The sequence below is a fragment of the Saccharopolyspora sp. 6M genome (genome assembly GCF_020176775.1).
Lineage (GTDB): Bacteria > Actinomycetota > Actinomycetes > Mycobacteriales > Pseudonocardiaceae > Saccharopolyspora_C > Saccharopolyspora_C gregorii.
Genome location: NZ_JAIUJZ010000041.1, coordinates 1 through 24366, shown reverse-complemented (window position 1 = coordinate 24366; position 24366 = coordinate 1). Strand labels below are relative to the sequence as shown.

Genomic DNA, 24366 nt, shown 5'->3' with positions numbered 1-24366 from the left:
CGCGCACGGATGCGACGTCAGGTGGTGGCGCCAGGTTCCTCACCCTGGCAGGCGGGAGCGGCGCACGGGCCGGATCCGATGATCTCCTTGCATACGCGAAGGCTCACCGCGGCGGGTAGGGCCCCTGCGGCGGGTAGGGCTGCGGCGGGGCCTGCTGCGGGAACGGCTGCGACTGCGGGAAGGGCTGGCCGAACTGCTGCGGCTGGGCCGCCGGGAACGGCTGCGACGGCGACGCCTGGGATTGGGGCACCTGCGAGTGCGGCCCCTGCGGGAGCGGCTGCGGCTGCGCGTGGGGGAACAGCTGCGCGAACGGCGGGCTGGCCTGCGGCGGACCCGGCTGCGGGGCGTGCTCGCCCAGCTTCACCTTCACCACGAGCGCGGCGGTCAGCGCACCGGCGCCACCACCGACGAGAATGCTCACGAGCAGAAAAATCCAGTTCATCGGGTCCCCCCTTCGGCTCGCGCCCAAGGTATCGCCCGCGGCACCGCGGCCCACCGGCGGCTCGCCGACGGGAGGAGGAGCGGACCGGCCGCTCAGTACCCGGTGATCACCAGCGCGAGGATCACCGCCAGCGCCATCCCGGCCAGCGGCAGCACCAGGAGCATGACCACGTTCGCGAGCCACTCCCCGCGCGCCGCGCGCACCCGCTCAGCCATGTCGGCGCGCCCGCCGGTTCACCCACCACTGACCGCCGTCGTGCACGGCGTTGATGGCTTTGGTCCCGGCTATGCCGAGGGCGGAGAACACGAGGACGGCGGCGACGAGCCCGACCGCGACGAGTCCGACGATGATGGCGACGACGATGGCACCCATGTGAGCAGCGTCTCACACATCTGCCCGCGCGGGGAGACCTAGATCACAGCTTCACCGGATGGCAGCAACGACCCCGGCGAGCCGTTGCGCGGTGGCGTCGGCGATCGCCTCGCTCGGCGCCTCCACCATCACCCGCACGAGCTGTTCGGTACCGGACGGGCGAAGCAGCACCCGGCCCTGCTCACCGAGTTCGGCCTCCGCGGCCGCGACGGCGTCGGACACGGAGGGAGCCGAGACGGCCTGCGCCTTGTCCACCACCCGCACGTTCACCAGCACCTGCGGCAACCGGCGCATCGCGGTCGCGAGCTCGGCCAGCGGCTCGCCGGTCGCGGCCATCCGGCCCATCAGCCGCAGCGCCGTGAGCAGCCCGTCACCGGTGGTGGCGTGCCCCGGGAGCACCACGTGCCCGGACTGCTCGCCGCCCAGCGAGAACCCGCCGGCGCGCAGCTCCTCCAGCACGTAGCGGTCGCCGACCTTGGTGGTGCGCAGCTTCACGCCGTGGTCGCGCATCGCCAGGTGCAGGCCCAGGTTGCTCATCACGGTCGCGACCAGCGTGTCGTCGGCGAGTTCGCCGGACTCCTTCATCGCCACCGCGAGCACCGCGAGGATCTGGTCGCCGTCCACGACCTGCCCGGCCGCGTCGACCGCGAGGCAGCGGTCCGCGTCGCCGTCGTGCGCGATGCCCAGGTCGGCGCCGTGCTCCAGCACCGCGGCCCGCACGTTGTCCAGGTGGGTCGAGCCGACGCCGTCGTTGATGTTGATGCCGTCCGGGTCGGCGTGCAGCGCGATCACGTCCGCGCCCGCGCGCCGGTAGGCCTCGGGGGCCGCACCGGAGGCCGCGCCGTTCGCGCAGTCCACCACGACGCGGATGCCGTCCAGCCGCTGCGGCGTCGCCACCAGCAGGTGGTCCACGTAGCGCTGCACCGCGTCCGGCACGTCCCGCACCCGGCCCACGTGCTCGCCGGTGGGACGCTGCACGTCCTCGTCGAGGCGCGCGGCGATCTCGTCCTCCACCGCGTCCGGCAGCTTGTGGCCGCCCGCGGCGAACAGCTTGATCCCGTTGTCCGGCATCGGGTTGTGCGAGGCGGAGATCATCACGCCGATGTCGGCGCCCAGCTCACCGACCAGGTAGGCGACCGCCGGCGTGGGCAGCACGCCGACCCGCAGCACGTCCATGCCCGCCGAGGTCAGCCCTGCGGTGACCGCCGCCTCCAGCATCTCGCCGCTGGCCCGCGGGTCGCGGCCGACCAGCGCCACCCGGCGCCGGGAGTCGTCGCGGTCGTAGAGCACGCGGGCCGCCGCGGCCGCCACGGACAACGCCAGTTCCGGCGTGAGGTCCGAATTCGCGAGACCTCGCACCCCGTCGGTGCCGAACAGCCGGGACATGTGCAGCGAATCCTCCTGGATCGACGGCAGGGCCACTGTCAGGCCGAACCCGGCCCGGAAAAAGATCACGGGAGCAGCCCCGGCGTCGCGCGGACGCCACGGCTGCTCCCGTGAATCGTACGAAAGGTCAGCGCTTGCTGTACTGCGGAGCCTTGCGGGCCTTCTTGAGGCCGTACTTCTTGCGCTCCTTCTCCCGCGGGTCGCGGGTGAGCATGCCGGCCTTCTTCAGCGCCGGGCGGTCATCCGCCTCCAGCTCGACCAGCGCGCGCGCGATGGCCATGCGCAGCGCACCGGCCTGACCGGAGGGGCCACCGCCGTTGAGGTTCGCGTGCACGTCGAAGCCCTCGGCGCGCTCCACGAGAACCAGCGGTTCCTTCACGATCTGCTGGTGGACCTTGTTCGGGAAGTAGTCCTCGAGCGCCTTGCCGTTCAGCTTGAACCCACCGTTGCCGGAGGTCAGGCGCACGCGGACGATCGCCTCCTTGCGGCGGCCGACGGTCTGCACGGCGCGGCCGGACGGGATCGGCGCGAACTCCTGAGGCGCGTCCTCGACGTCCGCGTCGACCTCGGTGTTCTCGGCGAAGTGCTCGCCGATGTTCTCGACGACGTCCTCGCCGACGGTCTCGATAACCGGAGTCTCCTCCGGAGCAGGAGTGGTCACTGGCTGGTCCTCGGGTCCCTCGGTCACTTCTCGACCTTCGCGTTGATCTGGTACGGCTGCGGGTTCTGGGCCGCGTGGGGGTGCTCCGGGCCTGCGTAGACCTTGAGCTTCTTGCCCATGGCCCGGCCGAGCTTGTTCTTCGGCAGCATGCCCTTGATGGCCTTCTCGAGCACGCGCTCCGGGTGCTTCGAGTCCAGAACCTGCCCCAGGGACTGCTTGCGCAGACCGCCCGGGTAACCGCTGTGCCGGTAGTGGAACGCCTGCTCGCGCTTCTTGCCGGTCAGCGCCACCTTCTCAGCGTTGACGATGACGACGAAGTCGCCGGTGTCGATGTGCGGGGCGTAAGTCGGCTTGTGCTTGCCGCGCAGCAGCAGGGCGGCCTGGGTGGACAGCCGGCCGAGCACCACGTCCTCGGCGTCGATGACATGCCAGGCGCGGGTCACCTCGCCGGCCTTCGGGCTGTACGTGCGCACGGATCTACCTCGTCGTCGTTCGCGTCGGAATCTCGGTGCGGACCCCGTGTTCCTCCGGGGAGCCCATCGGAACCGTGCCGGGTCGGAATCCCCGATCTGGCCGGGGAACCGGCACGTCCTGGGTGTCACCAGAGACCTGTGGCCCGGTTCGGCCTCGGCTCTCGCCGGGCTTTCCGTTGGGCCGGTCACCGCTCCAACACCGCAGTCGCGCACCGCACAACAAACAATCAGGGTACTCGTTGGCGAAAAGACCCACCGATACGGGGTCCCCTTCGTCGGGGGAACGCCGTCGGCGTGCCGAGTCGCCGAGTGGATGCTACCGGGCGGCCCGGGAGCCCCGGGCACCCGCCCCGGAACACCGCCGACCCCGGGCCGCGAGGGGCGTCCGGGGTCGGCGATCGGCGCGGCGCGGAGAATCAGCCGCCGAAGCGACCGGCGTTCTTCGCCTCACCGGCCTGGTAGGACTCGTTCGCGGCGTTGACGGCCATGCCCATCTTCGCGGCGATCTCGATCATGTTCTGGGCGGCCTTGTCCCACTCGGACTGCGCGGCGCGGTACGCCTCCTGCGCCTGGCCTTCCCAAGTGCTGACCAGCGGCTTGAGCATGTTCTCCAGCTCGTCCAGCTCGGCCTGGATCTTGGTGGCGGCACCGCCCAGGTCGTCGGCGGCCTGGCTCAGCTGGCCGAAATCAACCCGAATTTCCATGGTGAAGTCCCCTCACGTGAAGTGGTCGGAAGAAGGTGGAGAAAGAACGTCGGAGGCGGGCTCAGCCGCCGAGCATGCCCTCGATCTTGGAGATCTCGGCCGCCTGCTCCTCTTCGTTCTGGGTGTACGCCTGCCCCGAGGACTGGATGTTCTCGCTGATCTCGCCCAGCTTCTGGTTGATGGTCTTGGCGTTCTCCTGGAACGCGTCCATCAGGCGGCGGAAGACGTCGGACGCCCCGCCCTTCCAGGAGGCCAGGACCGGCGCGATCTGCCCGTCCAGCGTGCTCACCGCGTTCTCGACGTTGCCCCGAACCTCTTCGACCTGACCCGCGGCCTTCGCCATCAGGTCCGCGTCGGTACCCATCCCGCTCATAGGTGAGCCCCCTTCATTCGTTGCTCGAAGATCGATGAACCTACGACGCAGACATTGCCACGTCCGGTTCCGCCCTGTCCCAGCTTTTTCCGGAAACGGTTGCGGCTGTGAACGCGGAAGGGCGAAATCGCTGGTCACGCGCGGATTAGCGATTGCGAAAGAATCCGCTCGTGCCGAGTTCTCGGCGGATCGCACGCGGAATTCGCGAAAGCGATTTGCACCCGTTACCGATTTCGCGGGCGACCGTCACCCGGTGACCGAGAGCGAGGAGACGACCTGCTCGCAGGCCCGCTCCACTTCGGACTTCCCGGCCGGGGTGTACCGGCAGCCCACGCTCACCTGGTACTGCCCGCGGTGCACCACGAACCACTCCGCGGTCGTGCCCGGCAGGTCCTCCCGGTAGTACACGACGTCCCGGCCCGCGAAGGTCGCCGAGGCGTCGAAACCGGAGAACCGCCCCCCATCGGCGTTGAACCGGTCGTACTCGGCGCGCAGGTCCGCGACCGCGCGGGCCCGCCCGGCCGCCACGTCGTAGCCGAGGTCGCCCTGCTGCACGACGATCAGGTCGTCCCCGTCGGACCGCGGCGCGACCACCGTCTGCCACAGCTGCGGATCACCGCCGGTCTGCCGCCAGCCCGCCGGGTAGTCGAAGCCGTACTCGTACTGCGCGACGTGCCGCGGTGGCGCCGCCGCCCGCCCGCCTGCGACCTGCGAGAGCAGCACCGCGACCACCACCGCGACGACCACGGCCGCCGCCGCGCCCGCGCCCCACACCCACGGCCGCACCCCGGTCCGCCGGGGCACCGGGGTGTGGAACACCGGCCGGGTCTGGTCGCCGGCGCCGATGACGATGGTGGAGGCGCGGCTGAGCGAATCGCCCGGCGGAGCGACGGCGGGCTGCTGCGCCCACTGCTGCCGCGGGACGCCCGCGTGCTGCGGGCGCGCGGCGGGTGCGCGTGCGCCGCGGTGCGCGCCCGCGGGCGCGAGCCCACCGGTGCGCTCCGGGTCCAGCCGCACCGCCCGCAGCGCACCGCGGGCCACCACCGTCTCCGGTTGGTCCAAGGTGGTCGGCAGCACCCCGGTGCGCTCGTGGATGAGCCGGGCCACCAGCGGGATCCGGCTGGAACCGCCGACCAGGAACACCCCGGCCAGCCGGTCCCGCGGCACCTGCCCCTCCTGCAAGGTCGCCGAGACCAGGTCGGCGGACTTCGCCAGCGGTGCCGCCACCAGACGCTCCAGGTCGGCGCGGGTGACGTGCGCGTCGGAGAACGGCGGTGGCATCGGCACGTCGGTGTAGGTGTGCCGGGACAGCGTCTCCTTCGCGCCGCGCACGTCCTGGCGCAGCACCCGGCGGCGCCGCCGGTCCGCCATGTCGCGGCCCTCGACGAGCTTGTGCCACGCGGCCGGGTCCATTCCGGACACGACGGAACCGATGTGCTCCAGCAGGGCCTGGTCGATGTCGGCGCCGCCGAAGTTCGGCTCGCCCTTCGTCGCCAGCACCCGGAACGCGCGGCCCTGCTTGCAGACGACGCTGGCGTCCACGGTGCCGCCGCCCAGGTCGAGCACGGCGAGCGCCCCGCCATCGGGCAGCCCGTGCCCGGCGGAGTGGAACACCGCGGCCGCGACGGGCTCCGGCACCAGCACGACTTCCTTCGCCAGCCCGGCCGCGGCCTGGCGCAGCACCCCGGCGCGGACCGAACCCCAGTCCGCGGGATGGGTGAGCACGAGCAGGTCCACGCCCGCGCCCGCGGCGAACCGGCGGGCCTCGCCGACGGCCCGCTGCAGCACCGCGCGCACCACGTCGCCGACGCGCAGCACGCTGCTGCCCAGCAGCAGCTCGCCCTCGTCGATGCGGCGCTTGGGGTGCGGTTCGAACCGGGACGGGTCGACGGCGGCCTGCCGCTCCGCCTCGTGGCCGACGAACAACGTGCCGGCGCCCGCGGCGAACACCGCGGAGGGCACCAGGGGTTGGCCGTCGACGACCACCACCTGCGGTTCACCGCCGCCGACGGACACCACGGTGCAAGTGCTCGAGGTGCCGAAGTCGACCGAGACGTGCAGGGACACCCACTACTCCTTCGCGCACCGCCGCGGGGTCGCGTCGGTGTCTTCGCCGGGCCGCCGGTGCGGCGGGACGAACCGGGCGCGAACCCGAATGCCCCCGAACGGTTCGCGCGAGTCGGGCTCCGATCCCGAATCCACCCCAGCACCCTAGAGGCCGAGGGTGCGCGCAGTTCAACAGTCTGCCCTCGATCGGGTGGCTTTCGCGGCAACCTCTTGACGCACCGTGTCCGAGGTTCCCGCGCGCCGCGGGCACCGGGTGCGGCGCGGGCCGGGCCCGCCCCCGCCCCCGGCACCCGCCCCCCGGCCGGGATCAATCCGAGTACTTGATCTCGGCCAGGAAAGTTCGCCACTGATCACGCCGGAAGCACAGCACCGCGGACTGGTCCTTCGAATCGCGCACATCCACCCGCATCGCGATCGAACCGACTTCCACGCACGCCGATTGACTACCGCTGTAGCTCGATTTCCGCCAACGCCCCGTCCCCATGACCAGTGCCCTCCCCGCACTCGTACCTGCGCGCATAAGCCGCGACGAGTTCCAAGGAACGATCAGGGCTCAGCGCCGTCCGGCACAGACTAGATCGCGCGTGCAAAAAGGGCGTTACATCTTCCGGGTCGTCGAGGAATGCACCGCACCTGCGCTGTTCCAAATGGACCACCGGCCTGCTCCGGACGAACTCCAGCAGGAGGAACGGGCCGTCCAGTCCGGTGTGCGCGCCCGCGGCGAACGGCACCACGTGCAGGGAGATGTTCGGCTCCCGGCACACCGCGCACATCGCGTTCAGCTGCGCGGCCATCACCGCAGGCCCGCCGACCGCTCGGCACAGCGCGGCCTCGTCCAGCAGCACCACGTACCGGGTCGGTTCGGCGCGGTGCAGGATTCCCTGCCGGGCCAAGCGGGCCCCGATGAGCCGGTCGACCTGCTCGGCCGGAACACCGGTGGCGTTGAACAGCGCGCGGGCGTAGTCGGGGATCTGCAGCAGTCCGGGAACGAGGACTTCGGACGCCTCGGTGATGCACACCGCGCGTTTCTCCGCGTCGATGAGTTCGGTGAGCTGCGCGGGCAATCCGATGCCCGATTCCCACCACACCGGTTCATCGATGTCGTAGGCGAGGCGCAACAACCGGTCGCGGTTAGCACCGCGCACGTCCACGGCGTCCAGGAAGGCCCGCACGGAATTCGGGGCGAGGCGGCGGCGGGCCGTCTCCATTCGGCTCACCTTCGCTTCGGAGCAGCCGATCAGATCGCCGAGCTGGCGCAAGGTCAGTCCGGATTGCTCGCGAACGGCACGCAATTCCTTTCCCAGCGCGCGGGCTCGGGGGGTGTCTGACATGGCCCACACCATAAGCGCGAATACCGAGGAAGATCTTCGCTCGATCGTGTCATTCACCGAGAGCGACGGCGGCTCTCCCCCGCCACGAGGACGGGGGAGAGCCGCCAGCGGTCCGCACGGGACCCGCCGATCACTGCGGCTGCGAGTACGCCGTCTGGATCAGCTGCGGGCCGCCGCGCAACGAGCGGCTGACCAGCGTCCCGCGCCCCGGCGGCAGCTGCCGGGACTTGACGTTGCCGACGAGCTGCCCGTCGTCCTTGTTCGCGCTCATCGCGAGACCGGGCGCCGAGACCTCCCGCATCTTGCCGATGATCGGCTCGAACAGCGCACGGCTGGCGTTGCCCGAGTTCCGGGCGATCACCATGTGCAGCCCCACGTCGGAGGCCTGCGCGACGAACTCGGCCAGCGGTGCCAGCGGGTTGCTGCCCTGCGGCGAGATCAGCTCGTAGTCGTCGATCACGATGAACAGGTCCGCGCCCTTCCACCAGGAGCGGTCCCGCAGCTGCTCCTGGGTGACGTCCGGGCCGGGCAGCCGCTTCTTCAACGCGGCGGCGATGTCCCGCACGTTGTTCTTCAGCTGGTCCGCGGTGACCGTGTACTCCATGAGGTGCGAGTCCGGCACCACGCCCAGCATCGTGCGGCGCACGTCGACGAGCAGGATCAGCGCCTGCTCGCGGGTGTACCGGCTGGTGATGCCGTTGACGATGGTGCGCAGCAGCGCCGTCTTCCCGGACTCGCGCTCGCCGAACGCGTAGAAGTGCGGTTCGGCCTTGAAGTCCAGGTAGACCGGGTTGAGCCCGTCCTCGTTGATGCCGATCGGCACCAGGTGCGGACGCGGCTGCTGCTCCTTGGCGGGCAGCTGCTCGTACGGCAGCAGGTTCGGCAGCAGCCGGACCTGCGGCGCCGGACGGCCCTTCCACGAGCTGCGGACCCGGTTGACCAGGTCGGCGACGCCGTCGGCGAGGTCGTCGTTGTAGAGCTCCCACGACGGGCGCGGGTGCTTCTCGTTCGCCGCCTCGGCGCGCGCCGCCTCCGCGGGGATCCGGTCGCCGAGCTTCTCGCTGTCCACCCGGGGCAGTGCCGTCAGGTAGTGCAGCTGCGTGGCGTGCAGGCCGCGGCCCGGGCGGCCCAGCGGCACCGTCACCGCGACCTTGCGGTTGACCTCGGACTCGCCGGGGTCGCCGAGCCGGAGCTCCATGCGGGTGCCGAGGGCGTCCTTGAGCTGCGGCCGGATCGCGGCCCACCGGTTGGCGCCGATGAACACGTGGATGCCGAACGCGAGGCCCTGCTGCACCAGGTTGTTGATCTCCGGTTCGAGCGGCTCGAACTCGGACTCGGCGCGGAACGCCTCCCACCCGTCGACGATGAGGAACACGTCGCCGTACGGGTCGTCGGTGATCTCACCGCGGCGCTTGCGGTTGCGGAAGTCGGCCATCGAGTCGATGCCCGCCTCCTGGAACCGGCCTTCGCGCGCCGCCAGCAGCGACTTGACCTCGGCGATGGTGCGCCGCACCGTGTCCGGGTCGCGCCGGTTGCCGTACGCGCCGACGTGCGGCAGGTTCCGCAGCGCCGAGAGCGAACCACCACCGAGGTCGACGCAGTAGAACTGCACCTCCTGCGGGGTGTGCGTGAGCGCCATCGACGCGATCATCGTGCGCAGCAGGTTCGACTTGCCCGTCTGCGGACCGCCGACCACGGCGCCGTTGCCCTCGGCACCGTTGGCGAAGCGCAGCACGAGCGGGTCCTGCCGCTGGTGGTAGGGCACGTCGATGAGCCCGATCGGCACCTCCAGCTTGCCGCTGCCCGGGTGGCCGACGGCGGTGTAGCCGCGGTCGTCGGTCGCCTGCAGCGGCGGCAGCAGGCCGTCCAGCGTGGGCGGGGCGTCCAGCGGCGGCAGCCACACCATGTGCGCCGGCGGCCACTGGCCCTCGACCTTGCTGATGACCAGCTGGAAGTCGGTCGGCGCCAGGTCGTCCTTCTTCTTCGGCTCCTCCTCGACCACCGGTGCCTCCGGCTCCGGGGGCTTCTCCACGAAGTCCGGGATGAAGAACCGGGGCCGCTTCTCCCCCGTCACCGGCGACGCCGCCCGGCGGGGGGGGGGGCGCCCGCTGGTCTGGTGGTCGTGCCCGGAGACGTAGGCCGCGCGGAACCGCTCCATGCCGTTGGGGTGCTTCAGGTACCCGTGCCCACCGTTGGAGGGCAGGTCCGCCGCGTCCGGGATGCCGATGGCGGCGCGGGACTCGGAGGCGTTGAACGTCTTCAGGCCGATCCGGTAGGACAGGTGCGAGTCCAGGCCGCGCAGCTTGCCCTCCTCCAGGCGCTGCGAGGCGAGCAGCAGGTGGACCTGCAGCGACCGGCCCAGCCGGCCGATCATGGTGAACAGGTCGGCGAACTCCGGCTTCTGCTGCAGCAGCTCGCCGAACTCGTCGATGACCACGAACAGCGCGGGCAGCGGGTCCTTGGCGTTGTCGTGCCCGGCCTCGTAGAGCTTCCGGTAGTCCCAGACGTTCTTCGCGCCCGCCTTGTCCAGCACCTCCTGCCTGCGGTTCATCTCGCCTTCGAGCGCGGCCTGCATGCGGTCGACCAGGGTGCTGTCGTCACCGAGGTTCGAAATGCTCGCGGAGACGTGCGGGGCGTTGTCGAAGCCCTTGAACGTCGCACCGCCCTTGAAGTCGACGAGCACGAAGTTCAGCGCCGCCGAGGAGTGCGTGGCCAGCAGGCCCAGCACGATGGTGCGCAGGAACTCGGACTTGCCGGAACCGGTCGCACCGATGCACAGGCCGTGCGGGCCCATGCCGCCGGAGGCGGTCTCCTTGATGTCCAGGTGCACGATCTCGCCCTGCTCACCGGGGCCGATCGCGACGCGGTACATGTCGTCCCGCGGACGTGGGCGCCAGGCCTCGTTGAGGTCGAAGGTGACCGGGTCGCCCGCGAGGCCGAGCTGCTCGATGTAGTTGAGCTGCGTGGTGAGCGGTTCGAAGCCGCCGCTGTCCTCCACGGCCGCCGGGCCGGAGGCGATGCGGTACCGCGCCATCTGGCGGGCCAGCGAGGTGGCCTCCTCCATGGTCAGCGCGTCCGGTTCGCCGAACCACTCCACGCTGTTCTGGCCGCGGGCGCCGATGCGGTCCGGCTCGACGACGATGCGCATGCCGCGGCGCTGCGTCATCGGACCGAGCACATCGGACAGGTCGATGATCGTGACCCCGGCGAGCCCGCCTTCGACGATCAGCTGCTCCTCGCGGCTGATCTCGGCGTCGTCGAGCACGATCACGATGTGCGGCTGGCCTTCCGGCGGGGCCGCGTTGCGCTGGAACCGGGGGCGTTCGTCGAGCTGCTCAGCGAGCATCTCCTCGATGCCCCACAGCGAACCGGACATCAGCCGCATCGGGCCGATGCCGTCGGTCTCGGTGGGGTGCTGCGCGTGCGGCAGCCACTTCACCCAGTCCCACTCGGTGCGCGACCGGCCGCTGGAGGCGATCGCGATGATCACGTCGTTCGGCGAGTGGAAGGTCGCCAGCTGGGCCAGCATCGCTCGCGCGAGCCCGCGGGTGAGCACCCGGTCGCCTTGCAGCCCGACCGCGGCGAAACCGCGCAGCGAGGTCGCGATCGGCAGCTGGGCCACCAGCGAGTGGGCGCGCACGAAGCGGCGCAGCGCCAACGTGGTGATCGGCTCCAGCTCGTCGACCGGCCCGGTCTGCGGCGGCACCAGCCGCGTCTCCAGCCGCTGCGAGCCGCGGCCGACGCGGACCTGGCAGAAGTCGTTGTCGTTCGGCCTGCGCTCCCACATCCGACGGGTGCCGTTCGCCAGCGACCACAGCGTCTGCGGGTCCGGGTGGACCCATTCCCGGGCGAGGCGCTGCTCGTCCGCGGCCTCGCGGGCGCGATCCCGCATCTGACCGAGGTACCGCAGGTAGTCCTTGCGGTCCTCGTTCATCTCGGCCTTCTTCTGACCGCCGTCCTTGCCGCCGCCCGCCATCATCCCGAAAGTCGAGACGAGCATCATCATCGGCATCATCATCATCATCGGGTTGTCCTTGGCCCGCTGAAGCATGAAGACCATCATCCCGAGGGATGCGACGATCATGACGCCTGGCAGCACCTTCTGAACGATGTTGCCGGGGATCACCCGCGGGATCTCGGGTGGCGGTTCGAGGTGCACCTCCCCGCCAGGCGGCCTCGGAGCGGCCATGCGCGGCAATCGCTTGAACTGCAGCGTGCTCACCGGAGGCAGCAACCTTTCCTGTCGTAGCAATGTGGAGCGGCGGGCTCACGTCACGACGCCCCTACTGCCGCGAGCGGCATTCTGTACCGTCCACGACACCGACGTCAGCAGGGTCCAGGCGGTTCCGGTCCGTCCGTGACCAACCGGTTGCGAACCCGTTGGCACGAGTTCGACCAAACCCTTCACCCCTGCGAGGTCGGTGCGGCCATACTAGGGGCGCTCTTCGGCCGGGCGGGCCGCTTTCGGCGAGAAAAGCCGCACCGGGCCGGATCGAACGCAGAAGGACCCAAGTGCAAGGACCTAGGAAGTAGGGGGCCTCAGTGGCGACCGGGACCACGGTGTTCAGCCGCGTGACAGTGGTGGCGCCGAATACTCGCATCGACTTGGCGCTGCCCGCCGACGTCGCGGTGGCGGATCTGCTGCCGATGCTGCTGGACATGGCCCGCGAGGGCAGCACGGACGGTGGCTCGCGGCACGGTGGCTGGTGCCTGGCGAAGCTGGGTGAAGAACCGCTGGAGAACAGCCAGACGCTGTCCTCGCTCGGCGTCGTCGACGGCGAACTGCTGCAGCTGCGCCGCCGCTCGGACGACCCGCCGCCCCCGCTCTACGACGACGTGGTGGACGCGCTCGCCGAGGCGGAACCGGGCAGCTACCGGCCGTGGACGAAGGAGACCGCCGCCAAGATCGGGCACGCCGCGGGCGTGCTCGGGTTCGTCGCCGCCGCCGCCGCGTTAGGACTGTCCGGACAGGCCGGTGGGGTCCTCTTCCACGCGATCACCGCGATCATCGCGCTCGTGGTCGCCGTGTTCGCCACCGGCATCGGCTCCGTCGTCACCCGCGCCTACGGCGCCGCCACCACCGGCACCGTGATCGCCGGGGCGGGCGCGCTGCCGATGGCGTTCGTCGCCGGGCTCAACGCGGTCCCCGGCAACGACCCCACCCCGAAGCTGCTGCTGGCCAGCGCGCTGGTGCTCATCTTCGCGTCGATCTCGCTGATGGTGATCGGCACCGGCATCGTCACGTTCATCGCCGCCGCGACCGTCTCCACGTTCGCGGTGCTCGCCTTCATCGCCGCCCTGCTGCTGCCGAGCGGGGCGAGCGCCGCCGGTGTCGCCGCCGGGGCCGGCGCCATCGGGCTCGCCGGGATCTCGCTGCTGCCGCGGCTGACGATCCAGCTGGCGAAGCTGCCGCTGCCGCACGTGCCGGGCAACGCCGACGACCTCAAGGAGGACGAGGGCTTCCCGGACTACCTGATGATCGAGCGCCGCACCGGCCTCGCCCACCAGTACATGACCGGGCTGATCATCGGCTGCGGGCTCACCGCCGCGCTCGGTGCGATCCTCGCGATCACGCTGGCCAACGGCGGCGTCTTCGGCGCCCTGTTCGCGATCGTGGTCGCCGCGGTGCTGCTGCTGCGCGGCCGCAACTACGCCAACGGCAGCCAGGCGGTGGCGCTGCTGATCAGCGGGCTGCTCGCCTCAGTCGGCGTGGCCGCCGGGCTGCTCGTGCAGACCGCGGTGGCGCCGATGGCCGTCGCCTGGGTGTTCCCGCCACTGCTGCTGCTGAGCGTGGGCGCGCTGGTGTTCGGCGTGGTGTTCCCGAACCGCCGGTTCTCGCCGGTGCAGCGGCGCATGGTGGACATCCTGGAGGCGGTGCTGATCGCGCTGGTGCTGCCGCTCGCGCTGGGCGTCATGGACCTGTACATGACGATCCGCGACCTCAACCTGAACTTCTTCTGAGGACCGCCGAGATGGGTTTCAACTCGCGGAACGGCGCGCTGCGGCGCGGCATGGCGCTGGTGGCCGTGCTGGGCATCACCGCGCTCGGCCCGGTGCAGCCCGCACTGGCGGACGAGACCGAGTTCCAGCCACCGCCGCTCGTCCCGGACGCGCCGCCGACCGGGCCGCTGTCCCCGTCGGGCAACTACGAGCCCACCCAGGGCTGCATGCAGGCGAACAGCAGCGGCGCCTCCGTCGTGGAGAAGCCGTGGAGCCAGCTCACGCTCGGGTTCGAACGCGCGCACTCCGAGGGGCTCACCGGGCAGGGCGCGACCGTCGCGGTCATCGACACGGGCGTCAACGAGCACCCGCGGCTGAAGCTGACCGGCGGCGGGGGCAGCGCGGTGCCGGACGGCGGCGCGAACCGCGACTGCGACGGCCACGGCACGGTGGTGGCCGGGATCATCGCGGCGGCGCCCTCCCCGGACACCGGGTTCGTCGGGGTCGCCCCGGACTCGCAGATCATGTCGATCCGGCAGTCATCCGCGCTGTTCCAGGACAAGCAGCAGAACAAGACGATCGGTGACACCCGCACGATGGCGCAGGCCGTGCAGTACGCCACGGACCAGGGCGCCAGCGTCATCAACATCTCGCAGTCGTCCTGCCAGACGATGGCCGCGGCGATGGCCGATGGCGGCGGGCACAACAACCGGCTGCACAACGCGGTGAAGAACGCCTACGACAAGGGCGTCGTCGTGGTCGCCGCGGCGGGCAACACCCAGGACAGCTGCCAGAAGAACCCGCCCGGCAACCCGGTCACCGCGGTGCTGCCCGCCTGGTTCGACGAGTACGTGCTGACGGTGGCGTCGGTCGGGCAGCAGGGCCAGGCCTCCGAGTTCACCGTTCCCGGCCCGTGGGTGGACGTCGCGGCACCGGGCGAGGACCTCACGGCGCTCGACCCGGGCAGCGGGGGGACCGGCGTGGTCAACCAGCTCGCGACCGGGCCGCAGGGCGAGCCGGGTCCGATCCAGGGCACCAGCTTCGCCGCCCCGTACGTCTCCGGGCTGGCGGTGCTGATCAAGCAGAAGTTCCCGGAGCTCACCGCGAAGCAGGTGATGGACCGGATCGAGCAGACCTCGCTGAGCCCCGGCGGGCCGAACGGGCGCAACGACATCCTCGGGCACGGCATGATCGACCCGATGGCGGCGCTGAGCGACGTGGTGCCCGCCGAGCACGGCGCGCAGCCCGCCCCGGCGAAGCCGGCGCGGCTCGGCGCGGACGTCATCCCGCAGCCGGACTGGGCGGCGATGACCGTCGCGTTCGGCGGGGCGCTCGGCGGCATCGGGGCGGTGCTGTTCACCGCGTTCCTGATCAACGCGGTGCGCACGGTCCGCGCGCGCCGCGCGGGCGGCGACGACGACTGATCGCGGCGTTCGACGACGAAGGCCCGGTGGCGTCCACTTCGGACTCCACCGGGCCTCGTCCTGTCAGGCCACGGTCATTCCGGGCGCTTCTTCCTCGTGTCGCCGAGCACCGGGTCGGCGGCGGGCGGCGGGGTGCCGAACAGCTCGGCCGGGTCGGCCTTCGGCCGCGGCCGCTTCTGCGAGCGACGTCCCGTCCCGCCACCCGCACCGGCCAGGCCCGCCATCCCGGCGAGCGGCATCATGCCGCCGACCATCCCGCCACCGAGCACGGCACCGGTGGTGGCCGCGGAGGTGCCCTCGTCAGACTGCTCGGCGTCGCCCGACTGCTCGGCGTTCCCGGCCTGGGCCGGGCTGGTCGTGGCGGGGGTGGTCGTGGCAGGGGCCGCTCCGGTTCGCGGTTCCCCCGCAGCCGCGAGCTCTGTCCACAACGGATTCCGCGGCCCGTCCGCGGTGACGGCCGGCACCGGCGGCAGCACGTCCCGCTGGGCGGCGCAGAACCGGTGCAACCGGGCGAGTACCTCGCGCACCGACTCGGCCAGGCCCGCCGCCGGGCGCCGGACCCGCATCAGGTGCTCGCGGGCAGCGGGCAGGTCCGGCCCCGGTTCGCGCAAGGCCGCGTACACCTGGGCCGCGACCTCGGCGACGAGCAGCCCCATCTCCCCGGCCAGTTCGCGCAGCGCACCGGCCGCCGCGTCGAGTTCCGCGGCCAGCGCGTCCGCCACCTCGGCGAGCGCCGCTCCGCTCGCGCCGATCCGGCGCAGCGCGGCGGCGAACGCGTCGGCGTCCGCGCCGTCCCAGCTCGCCTCGACCCCGCTCACCTGGTCGGCGGCCGAGGAGGTGCCTTCGCGCAGGGCTTCCGCCGCGGCGCGCCAGAACTCGGCGGCGGGCGGCAGCGCCCGCCACTCCCCTCCCGCGACGGCGAACTCCGGGCCGAACGGGTCGGGCACCTCCAGCACCTCGACGGACTGGTGCAGGAAGTCCAGCTGCACCGGCAGCTCGGCCCGGTCGGCGGCGAACGCGGCGGGCTCGGTTCCCGGTGCGGGCGCGGCGGATTCCGGTGCGACGGCCCCGGACCCGGGCGCTAGCGGCTCGATTCCCGTTGCGGGCGAACGGGATCCGGGTGTGACCGGATCGGCCCCCGGTGCGACCGCCGCCGTTCCGACGTCGGCCGCGGGCGCGGAACTCCGCTCCGCCTCCGCCGCGCTGGCCGCGCGCACCGCGCGCAGGTCGTTCGACTGCAACATCCCGCCCGGTTCCCCCATCACGCCTCACCTTCCCGGCCGAAACCGGCGGCGTGCTCGGCGTCCCCGGTCGCGTGCCGCTCGACGACCGCGGTGAGCTCGTCCCCCGCGTCGGCGACGGCGTGGCCGAGACCGAAGATCCGCTCCCGCAGCGCCCCGGCCAGCCCGTCGTAGGACTCGGCGGCCACCTCGCCCCACTCCCCGAAATCGGCGCCACCGGGCGCGTCCCCCAGTCCGCGCCCCACTTCGCGCACGAGCTCCCCGGCGGCGCGCAGCCCGGCGGCGCGCGCCACCAGCTCGTCGGTCTCGATCCGGATCCCCGCCATCCGGCACCTCCCGGTAGTCGACGACACCGGCCACCCCAGCGGGCCGGCGGGCGCGCCCGCGCTCGGGCACGAGCGCACCGTCCCTGGGACGTGCTCACCGGCACCGCGGTTCCCGTCCGCTGGGCGGGAAACGCGAGCGGGCCGCCCGACCGGAAAAGGTCGAGCGGGCCGTTGACCTCGCGGGAGGAGCCGTCAGCCGCCGGTGCTGCCGGACTGCTGCTGCGCCTGCGGGTTCGGCGGCGGCCGGTTCACGCCGCCCGGCGGGACCGGGACGGAGTCGTACACGTAGCTGGCCTGCGCCGGGTCGAGCAGATCGCCCTTCGGCAGCGACCGCAGGATCCCGGACGGACCGGCCTGCAACGCACCCGGGTTGGTCACCACGCCGAGCCCCTGCGCGGTCGCGCCGTCCTTGATCCCGTAGATCACGCCCTGGTCGGACACCAGGTAGATCGGGGCCGAGTCGGCACCGGCCTCGTTGGACGCGCCGCGCACCACGGCCGCCTTCCCGGCGGGCATGTAGAAGAAGTCCACCTTCGGGCCGGTCCCGTCGTGCTGGGCCAGCTTCACCGGGGCGGTCTTCGTGGGGGCGTCCTTGCCGACGGTGACCGTGACGTGGTGCTCGCCGCCGACGTTGTGCCAGCTGAGGCAGGACGTGGGCGCCTGCTGGAAGGACAGCGGGTGCGGCACGACCGTCGGGAACGAGTCCATGTCGAGGCGCTGCGCCTCCGCGGTCTTCGCGTCGGTGATGGTGCCGGTGGAGTTCGGGATCTCCTGGCTGCCGCGCTTGCTGGCGTGCAGCACCGCGGCCGCACCGGCGCTGATCTCCTGCTTGCCCTCGGGCAGCAGCGCGAAGTACTTGTCCGGCGCCCCGGCGACGGTCTGCTTGACCACGTCACCGGAGTCGTACGGGTTCTGCATGTAGTCCACGGTGCCGCTGGGCGCGTCCGGGATCTGCAACGGCGGCGCGTCCGGCACCGAGTTCAGCATGTTCGTGGTGATGGTCCGCGGAACCACCCCGTTGAGCCCGTAGAGGTCCATCACGGCCTGCTCGGAGCGGTCCACCTGCGCCTTGACGACCTTGGTGTGCGGCCGGCCCGGCAGGTCCTCCACCCGGTAGATCAGGTACTCCTGCCCGGAGCTCTGGTCCTGCACGAACAGCGACTCGTCGGGTTTGAGCTCGACGCCGTGGTCCGCGTCGCCGCCGATGACGGTGGTCTCCACCTTCGTCGCGCGCTGGGTCCGGGCCTCGCTGCCGAGGTTGTCCCGGACCTGCCCGACGTCGCAGATCGCCCACGCGGGCTCGGCGACGTTGTTCGCCGCGGGCAAGTAGTTGGGGGCGTTGACCATTCCGGTGCGCGGGCCGCGCGGGAAGTCCGCCAGCGCCGACTCCTTCACCGTGGTCGCCTCGACGGGTTGCCCGCCCTGGCCGCCGCCCTGCGCCATCACCAGCAGCTTCGCGGACGCCATGTTCAGCATCGGGATCAACCGCTTCTGCGCGGCGTCGTCCGCGGTGACGACGTACACGCTGCCGCTGTCCTTGCCGATGACGATGTTGCCCGGTTCGGGGATCGACCCCTTCCCGCCGAACAAGCCCCAGACGAGGAACCCGATCAGCCCGATGCAGGCGAGGATGGCACCGGCGATGGTGGCGCGCTTGTGCGAGCCCATCGGGTCGTGCAGCATCACCGCGTCTTTGCGCACCAACGCCGATTCCATGCGGCGAAGGACGAACTGGTACGCCTGAACCTGTGACTTCGTTGTGGGTGTTGATGCCATTCTTCGCCTACAGCTCTCCCGTCCGAGGTACGGTTCCGCAGGATAGCCGGAGAGGGGCGCCGCACGGGTCCGGTTCGACGGAACCCTTCCGCAAACTCTTGGAACGGCTGCCGAACGACCTGGTTGGCGCGCCGTGCGCGCACTACCTGCGAGGGGAAGAGACCGAACGGATGTCCGTCAGCACGCAACATCCGGCCCAGCCGAACGCCTCCGGTACCGGCGGTGCTCGCACGCGCATCCGAGCGCGGCGTCGCACGGTCGGTGCCAGCCTCGGGGCGATGCCGGTGGCCAACATCGTCGTCATCGAGGTCGGCCTGGCACTCGGTTTGATCCTGGTGCTGCTCAACGAGATGCTGTGGCCGGTGTCCGCGGGCGTCGTCGCGCTCGCGCTGATCATCGCGCTGCTGCGCAGGCGCGGCCGCTGGTTCACCCAGTGGTTCGGGCTCGTCCTGGAATACCGCACGCGCAGCCACATCCGCCGTTCCGTCCCGCCGTCCGAGGACGTCAGCGAATTCGTCGAGGACCGCAACGGTGACGGCATCATCGGTCCCGACGAGAACCACCGGGTGGCGCTGCTGCGGATCCTGGTCGAGGACCTCGTCGTCGCGCGCGGCCAGGACCACGACCGCAACCCGGTCGGTCTGTCCTGGCACAACGGCAAGTGGACCGCGGTGCTCATGGTGGACCCGACGCCGCCGCTGATCAGCAACCCGGACAAGGCGACGAACCTGCCGCTGGGCGTGCTGACGCCGTGCCTGGAGGACCGCGGCGTGGTGCTCGACGCGATCCAGGTGATCTGGCACTGCTACCCGGGAAGTGCCGCGCTGCTGCCGGATTCGCCCGCGCTGAACTCCTACCTGGAACTGATGGGGACCTCCTCCGCCGCCGCGCGCCGCACCACCTGGGTCGCCGTGCGGCTGGACCCGCAGACCTGCGCGAAGGCCGTCGGCGAACGCGGCGGCGGGGTCGTCGGCGCGCACCGGGCGCTGATCGGCGCGCTGTCCCGGGTGCGCAACGCGCTGGCGAGCCAGGGCATTTCGGCCCGGCCGCTGGACCCGGACGAACTGCTGCAGGCGGGCATCTCCTCCGCCGAGCTGCAGGACGCGCTCGGTTCGCAGCGGCCCATCGGGTTGCGGGAGCGGTGGAGCGGGGTCATCGCCGACAACTACCGGCACGCCAGCTACGCCATCACCGGCTGGCCGAACCGGATGACCGACGGCATCAACGCGCTGACCGGAGTTCGCGGCCGGTCCATCAGCATCGCGCTGTCCATCGCACCGTCCGGTGAGGACGGCGAGGTGGGGCTGCGCGGCCTGGTGCGGATCAGCGGCCGCACCCCGGAGGCGCTGAACTCCGCGGACCACCAGCTGCGGGCCATCAGCAACAAGCTCAACCTGACGCTCACCCCGCTGCGCGGGATGCAGCTGGCGGGCCTGACCGGAACGCTGCCCCTGGGAGGTGCGGCATGAGCCGGACGCGAACCCTCGACACCCCCGGCAACAGCACCGGCACCGCGCCGGAGTTCCTGGTGCGGCCCGAGATGCTGGACCTGGTGAGCCCGCCCGGCGACCGCGGCGGGATGATCATCGGCGCCGGGCCGACCGGGGAGCCGCTGACGGCGTCGATCCTGCGGCCCGAACCGACCCGCATGGTCACCGTCGGCGGCCTGTACTTGGCGCGGCAGATCGCGCTGCGCGCCATGGCCGCGGGCGCCTGGGTGCACGTGGTCACCGGCCGCCCCGGCGCGTGGCGGGTGCTGGAGCGGGCCGCGGGGCTCACCCCCGACGGCAAGCCGGTCCCGGTGGTGAGCCTGCGCAAGCTCGCCCCCTACGACGTTCCCCGGGTCACCGAGGAGTCACCGCTGCTGCTGATCCACGACGGCGGCGCGGTGCCGCAGGAGATGTTCCCGCCGCGCGTCCCGTGGCAGACCACCATGTACGTGCTGCCCTACCTGCACCCGCAGGCGGGCAGCGGTGCGGCCACCAACACCGCCGACCTGATCCTGCTGCAGCGCCTGCCGTTGCAGCAGGCGCAGCTGGCGGCGCGGTTCTGGTACTTCGGGCAGCAGCAGATCCAGCACCTCACCCAGCTCAAGGACGACGGGGTGATCGCCCTCGGGGACAACCTGTGGGAGCCGATCACGCTGGTCACCGGCGCCAAGGAACGGGAGATCCTCGGCCCCATCCGCCGCGGCGACTGATCACGCGACGGTCTTCGAACTCGGGGTGCGAGGAGCTCGGGTGTCCGGTTGCGTGCTCGGTCGGCAGCTCAGCGGCTTCGCCGCTGACAGGAAGACGGACACGACCCGCCGGGCAGGTTCGGAGACGGGCGGTCAGGGGCTTCGCCGCTGACCGGCTAGGACGACGTTCGGAACGGCCCGCATCCCTCATCGGAGTGCGGGCCGTTCCGCGCCGGGGAGGTCAGTTCTTGATCTCGCCGTAGCGGGCCAGCGCCTCCTGCCGTTCGACGCCGTGCTCGACGATCGGCGGCGGGTAGCCGTTCGGCGGACCGTCCGGCAGGGTCCACGGCCGGTGGGTGCTCTTCGCGTCCAGGCCGCGCAGCTCGGGGACGTGCTCGCGGACGTACGCGCCGTCGGGGTCGAACCGGGTGCCCTGGGTGATCGGGTTGAAGACCCGGAAGTAGGGGGCGGCGTCGGTGCCGGAACCCGCGGCCCACTGCCAGCCGTGCTGGTTCGAGGCGAGGTCCCCGTCCACCAGGTGCCGCATGAAGTGCCGGGCGCCCCACCACCACGGCAGGTGCAGGTCCTTCACCAGGAAGCTCGCCACCACCATCCGCACCCGGTTGTGCATCCAGCCCTCCGCGAGCAGCTGCCGCATCCCCGCGTCCACGATCGGGAACCCGGTGCGGCCCGCGCACCACTCGCCGAACCGGTCCCAGGCGTCGGCGTCGGTGTCCAGCCGGATCCGGTCGTAGCGGGTGTCGAAGTTGTGCCGGGCGCTGTCCGGGCGGTGCCACAGCACGTCCGCGTAGAAGTCGCGGAACGCCAGCTCGTTCCGGTAGCTGCTCGGACCGTCCCCGACCTCGCCGGCCAGGTCGGCGAGCAGGGTGCGCGGGTGCACGCAGCCCCACTTCAGGTACGGCGACATCCGGCTGGTGCCCGCGCGGTCCGGCCGGTCCCGGTCCCGGTCGTAGCCGGTGAGCGCGGAAGCGCAGAAGTCGTCCCAGCGCTCCAGCGCGGCCCGCTCCCCCGCCGGTGGCAGCACGACACCGCCCAGGTCCTCGTCCGCGGGGATCCCGGCGGCGCGCACCTTCCGCGGCAGCAGCCAGTTCGCCGTGGACCCGTCGGTGTCCGCGGGCGCGGGCCTGCCGTGCTCGTCCCAGGCGCGCCGGAACGGGGTGAACACCTGGTAGGCGGTGCCGTCCCGCTTGGTGACGCGCCCCGGGGTGACCGCGTACGGCGAACCGGTGGCGACCCACTCGACCTCGCCGAGCGCGTCCCGCACCCGCTCGTCGCGCTCCCGGCCGTAGGGCCCGGTGTCGGCGGAGACGTGCACCGAACCGGCGCCGGCCTCCGCGACGAGCTCCGGCAGCACCTGCGCCGGAGCACCGCGCAGCACCAGCAGCCGACCACCGAGGCTCGCGTCGAGCTCTCGCAGGCAGCGGTACAGGAAGGTGCGGCGGGGCGGGCCCGCGGGCGCGAGCAGCGCCTCGTCCAGCACGAACACCCCGATCACCCGGCGGCCGTCGCGGGCCGCGGCGGCCAGCGCCGGGTGGTCGCGGACCCGCAGATCGCGCCGGAACCACAGGACGGCAGGTGCGCTCATGCCCGACGACCCTACGCACCGCGCCCGCCGGAGGCCGAGCGCGAACCCGGCACGAGTCGGGCACCGTGCTGGTGGGAAACCGACACGAGTCGGCGCAGCACCCACCAGGAAGGCCGACACGAGTCGGCGCAGCCACAGGGGAGGCCGACACGAGTCGGCCCCGGGGCCGGCGAGGAGCCGGACACCGGGGCCTGGGCGGGACGACGGGCCGATACCCGCCGCGGCCGGAGCCGCTAGGTCGATTCAGCTTTCGATTCAGCTCCGCCGTGGACGGATCCCGTCGAGCCCGCACGGCTCATCGGGCGCCCCCGGCGGTGCGGGCCCTCAGCGCTCGCCGATGGACCGGTAGGAGCGCTCCGCCGCACCGGTGTACACCTGGCGCGGACGGCTGATCTTGCGGGCCGGGTCCTCCAGCATCTCCCGCCAGTGCGCGATCCAGCCGGGCAGGCGGCCGAGCGCGAACAGAACGGTGAAGTACTTCGTCGGGAAGCCCATCGCCTTGTAGATCAGGCCGGTGTAGAAGTCGACGTTCGGGTAGAGCTTGCGCTCGACGAAGTAGTCGTCGGCCAGCGCCTTCTCCTCCAGCTTGAGCGCGATCTCCAGCAGCGGGTCGTTCGCGCCGAGCTTGCCGAGCACCTCGTCGGCGGTCTTCTTGATGATCGCCGCGCGCGGGTCGTAGTTCTTGTAGACCCGGTGCCCGAAGCCCATCAGCTTGACGCCGGGCTCCTTGTTCTTGACCCGCTCGACGAACGAGTCGACGTCGCCGCCGTTGGCGTGGATGCCCTCCAGCATCTCCAGCACCGCACTGTTCGCGCCGCCGTGCAGCGGGCCGAACAGGGCGTTGATGCCCGCGGAGATCGAGGCGAACAGGTTCGCCTCGGAGGAGCCCACCATGCGCACCGTGGAGGTGGAGCAGTTCTGCTCGTGGTCGGCGTGCAGGATGAACAGCAGGTCGAGGGCGCGGGTCAGCGCCGGGTCGACCTCGTAGGGCTCGGCGGGGAACCCGAAGGTCATCCGCAGGAAGTTCTCCACCAGGCCCAGCGAGTTGTCCGGGTACAGGAACGGCTGCCCCACGGACTTCTTGTAGGCGTAGGCCGCGATCGTCGGCAGCTTCGCCAGCAGGCGCACCGTGGACAGCTCGACCTGGTTCTGGTCGAACGGGTCCAGGCTGTCCTGGTAGAAGGTCGACAGCGCCGACACCGCCGACGACAGCACCGGCATCGGGTGCGCGTCGCGGGGGAAGCCGTCGAAGAACTGCTTGAGGTCCTCGTGCAGCAGGGTGTGCCGCTGGATCCGGTCGGCGAAGTCGTCGTACTGCGCCTGCGTGGGCAGCTCACCGTAGATCAGCAGGTAGCTGACCTCGATGAAGTTGGACTTGGCGGCCAGCTCCTCGATGGGGTAGCCGCGGTAGCGCAGGATGCCCGCGTCACCGTCGATGTAGGTGATGTCGGACTTGCAGGCGGCGGTGTTGACGAAACCCGGGTCCAGCGTCACCAAACCGGTCTGGGCCAGCAGCTTCCCGAGATCCACACCGGCGGAGCCCTCGGTCGGCTCCGTCACCTGCATTTCGTGCTCGCCACCGTCGTAGCGCAGCGCGACGGTACGTTTGGCGGTCGCGTCGTCGGGCATTCGGGAACCTCTCGCGCTCGTGAAGGGGCGGCGCTTCCGCCGACGACTGCGCACTTCCCGTGGTGTTCGGGCAGCGTGGTCGGTCGCGCGCATGCGCCGGTCGGGGTTTCCGGACCGCCGCAGCACCACCCCGTTGGGGTCCTGTCAGATGCCACGCTAGACCGCTCCAGGCCCCTCGCGCAGCAATCGTGTTAGCCCTTTTGGGCAGGTGGGACCACGATCACATCGCCGATCAGGCCGGACGCCACGCGCTCGGCACCCGGTTGCCGCAACCGATCGCGGCGGGGCCCCGGACCGGAGCTCCACCGGCCCGGGGGCGCCCGGAATGCCCGGACCCGCCCCCCCCCCCCCCCCCCCCCCCCCCGCGCGGCGCGGGGCGCCCCGGGGGGGGGGGGGGGGGGGGCGCCCCCCCGCCCGGGCCCGGGGAGGCGGGCGA

The 24366-nt window shown here is 71.8% G+C and carries 21 protein-coding genes; 4 read left to right on the top strand and 17 right to left on the bottom strand.

The features are described 5' to 3' along the window. Window positions 1-103: 103 nt before the first annotated feature. The 12 genes from LCD31_RS07525 to eccCa all read right to left on the bottom strand — a co-directional run bounded on the left by LCD31_RS07525 (window position 104) and on the right by eccCa (window position 12031). Window positions 104-421, bottom strand: coding sequence for a hypothetical protein (locus LCD31_RS07525; RefSeq protein ID WP_224956876.1), 318 nt, complete (start codon window positions 419-421; stop codon window positions 104-106). A gap of 113 nt (window positions 422-534) precedes the next feature. Further along, window positions 535-657 carry a hypothetical protein gene (locus LCD31_RS28955; RefSeq protein WP_255617167.1) on the bottom strand — a complete coding sequence of 41 codons (123 nt, stop codon included), beginning with the start codon at window positions 655-657 and terminating at the stop codon, window positions 535-537. Further along, complete coding sequence (locus tag LCD31_RS07520) at window positions 650-814, bottom strand: hypothetical protein (protein ID WP_224956875.1); 165 nt, start codon at window positions 812-814, stop codon at window positions 650-652. The genes LCD31_RS28955 and LCD31_RS07520 overlap by 8 nt, the downstream gene beginning before the upstream one ends. 51 nt (window positions 815-865) lie before the next feature. Continuing rightward, the gene (gene glmM, locus LCD31_RS07515) at window positions 866-2200 is read right to left on the bottom strand and encodes a phosphoglucosamine mutase (protein WP_224956895.1); all 1335 of its coding nucleotides are present in this window, start codon (window positions 2198-2200) and stop codon (window positions 866-868) included. Window positions 2201-2327: 127 nt separating this feature from the next. Then, window positions 2328-2723: a 30S ribosomal protein S9 gene (gene rpsI / locus LCD31_RS07510; protein ID WP_308011247.1), complete on the bottom strand. Its 396-nt coding sequence runs from the start codon at window positions 2721-2723 to the stop codon at window positions 2328-2330. 161 nt (window positions 2724-2884) lie between these two features. Further along, window positions 2885-3334: a 50S ribosomal protein L13 gene (gene rplM / locus LCD31_RS07505; RefSeq protein WP_224956873.1), complete on the bottom strand. Its 450-nt coding sequence runs from the start codon at window positions 3332-3334 to the stop codon at window positions 2885-2887. 416 nt (window positions 3335-3750) lie between these two features. Then, window positions 3751-4038, bottom strand: a complete 288-nt coding sequence (locus LCD31_RS07500) for a WXG100 family type VII secretion target (RefSeq protein ID WP_224956872.1) — start codon at window positions 4036-4038, stop codon at window positions 3751-3753. 61 nt (window positions 4039-4099) lie between these two features. Further along, a complete protein-coding gene (locus LCD31_RS07495) occupies window positions 4100-4411 on the bottom strand; it encodes a WXG100 family type VII secretion target (protein ID WP_224956871.1) in 312 nt (103 codons plus the stop codon). 246 nt (window positions 4412-4657) lie between these two features. Continuing rightward, on the bottom strand, window positions 4658-6478 hold the full coding sequence (locus LCD31_RS07490; protein ID WP_224956869.1) for a type VII secretion-associated protein: 1821 nt from the start codon (window positions 6476-6478) through the stop codon (window positions 4658-4660). Between the two features lie 307 nt (window positions 6479-6785). Continuing rightward, entirely contained in the window at window positions 6786-6908 is a 123-nt protein-coding gene (locus LCD31_RS07485) for a DUF397 domain-containing protein (RefSeq protein ID WP_308011244.1), read from the bottom strand. 13 nt (window positions 6909-6921) lie between these two features. Continuing rightward, the gene (locus LCD31_RS07480) at window positions 6922-7809 is read right to left on the bottom strand and encodes a helix-turn-helix transcriptional regulator (RefSeq protein WP_224956864.1); all 888 of its coding nucleotides are present in this window, start codon (window positions 7807-7809) and stop codon (window positions 6922-6924) included. A gap of 130 nt (window positions 7810-7939) precedes the next feature. Continuing rightward, window positions 7940-12031, bottom strand: a complete 4092-nt coding sequence (eccCa, locus tag LCD31_RS07475) for a type VII secretion protein EccCa (protein WP_224956862.1) — start codon at window positions 12029-12031, stop codon at window positions 7940-7942. A gap of 320 nt (window positions 12032-12351) precedes the next feature. On the opposite strand from eccCa, the gene eccD reads away from it, so the two are divergent. Both eccD and mycP read left to right on the top strand, forming a co-directional pair. After that, window positions 12352-13770 (top strand): type VII secretion integral membrane protein EccD, encoded by a 1419-nt coding sequence (gene eccD, locus LCD31_RS07470; RefSeq protein WP_224956860.1) that lies wholly within the window; start codon window positions 12352-12354, stop codon window positions 13768-13770. Between the two features lie 11 nt (window positions 13771-13781). Further along, on the top strand, window positions 13782-15173 hold the full coding sequence (gene mycP, locus LCD31_RS07465) for a type VII secretion-associated serine protease mycosin (protein WP_224956858.1): 1392 nt from the start codon (window positions 13782-13784) through the stop codon (window positions 15171-15173). Between the two features lie 74 nt (window positions 15174-15247). On the opposite strand, the gene LCD31_RS07460 is transcribed toward mycP, so the two are convergent. From LCD31_RS07460 to eccB, 3 genes are all read right to left on the bottom strand, one after another. Then, window positions 15248-16435, bottom strand: coding sequence for a hypothetical protein (locus LCD31_RS07460; RefSeq protein WP_224956857.1), 1188 nt, complete (start codon window positions 16433-16435; stop codon window positions 15248-15250). Beyond that, window positions 16435-16740, bottom strand: coding sequence for a hypothetical protein (locus LCD31_RS07455; protein WP_224956856.1), 306 nt, complete (start codon window positions 16738-16740; stop codon window positions 16435-16437). The genes LCD31_RS07460 and LCD31_RS07455 overlap by 1 nt, the downstream gene beginning before the upstream one ends. Window positions 16741-16932: 192 nt before the next feature. Beyond that, window positions 16933-18516, bottom strand: coding sequence for a type VII secretion protein EccB (eccB, locus tag LCD31_RS07450; protein WP_224956855.1), 1584 nt, complete (start codon window positions 18514-18516; stop codon window positions 16933-16935). Window positions 18517-18794: 278 nt separating this feature from the next. On the opposite strand from eccB, the gene eccE reads away from it, so the two are divergent. Both eccE and LCD31_RS07440 read left to right on the top strand, forming a co-directional pair. Then, the gene (eccE, locus tag LCD31_RS07445; protein WP_224956854.1) at window positions 18795-19985 is read left to right on the top strand and encodes a type VII secretion protein EccE; all 1191 of its coding nucleotides are present in this window, start codon (window positions 18795-18797) and stop codon (window positions 19983-19985) included. Continuing rightward, entirely contained in the window at window positions 19982-20716 is a 735-nt protein-coding gene (locus LCD31_RS07440; protein WP_224956853.1) for a hypothetical protein, read from the top strand. The genes eccE and LCD31_RS07440 overlap by 4 nt, the downstream gene beginning before the upstream one ends. A 220-nt stretch (window positions 20717-20936) precedes the next feature. On the opposite strand, the gene LCD31_RS07435 is transcribed toward LCD31_RS07440, so the two are convergent. Both LCD31_RS07435 and LCD31_RS07430 read right to left on the bottom strand, forming a co-directional pair. Further along, complete coding sequence (locus LCD31_RS07435; RefSeq protein WP_224956852.1) at window positions 20937-22301, bottom strand: deoxyribodipyrimidine photo-lyase; 1365 nt, start codon at window positions 22299-22301, stop codon at window positions 20937-20939. A gap of 324 nt (window positions 22302-22625) precedes the next feature. After that, a complete protein-coding gene (locus tag LCD31_RS07430; RefSeq protein ID WP_224956851.1) occupies window positions 22626-23930 on the bottom strand; it encodes a citrate synthase in 1305 nt (434 codons plus the stop codon). Between the last annotated feature and the right edge of the window lie 436 nt (window positions 23931-24366).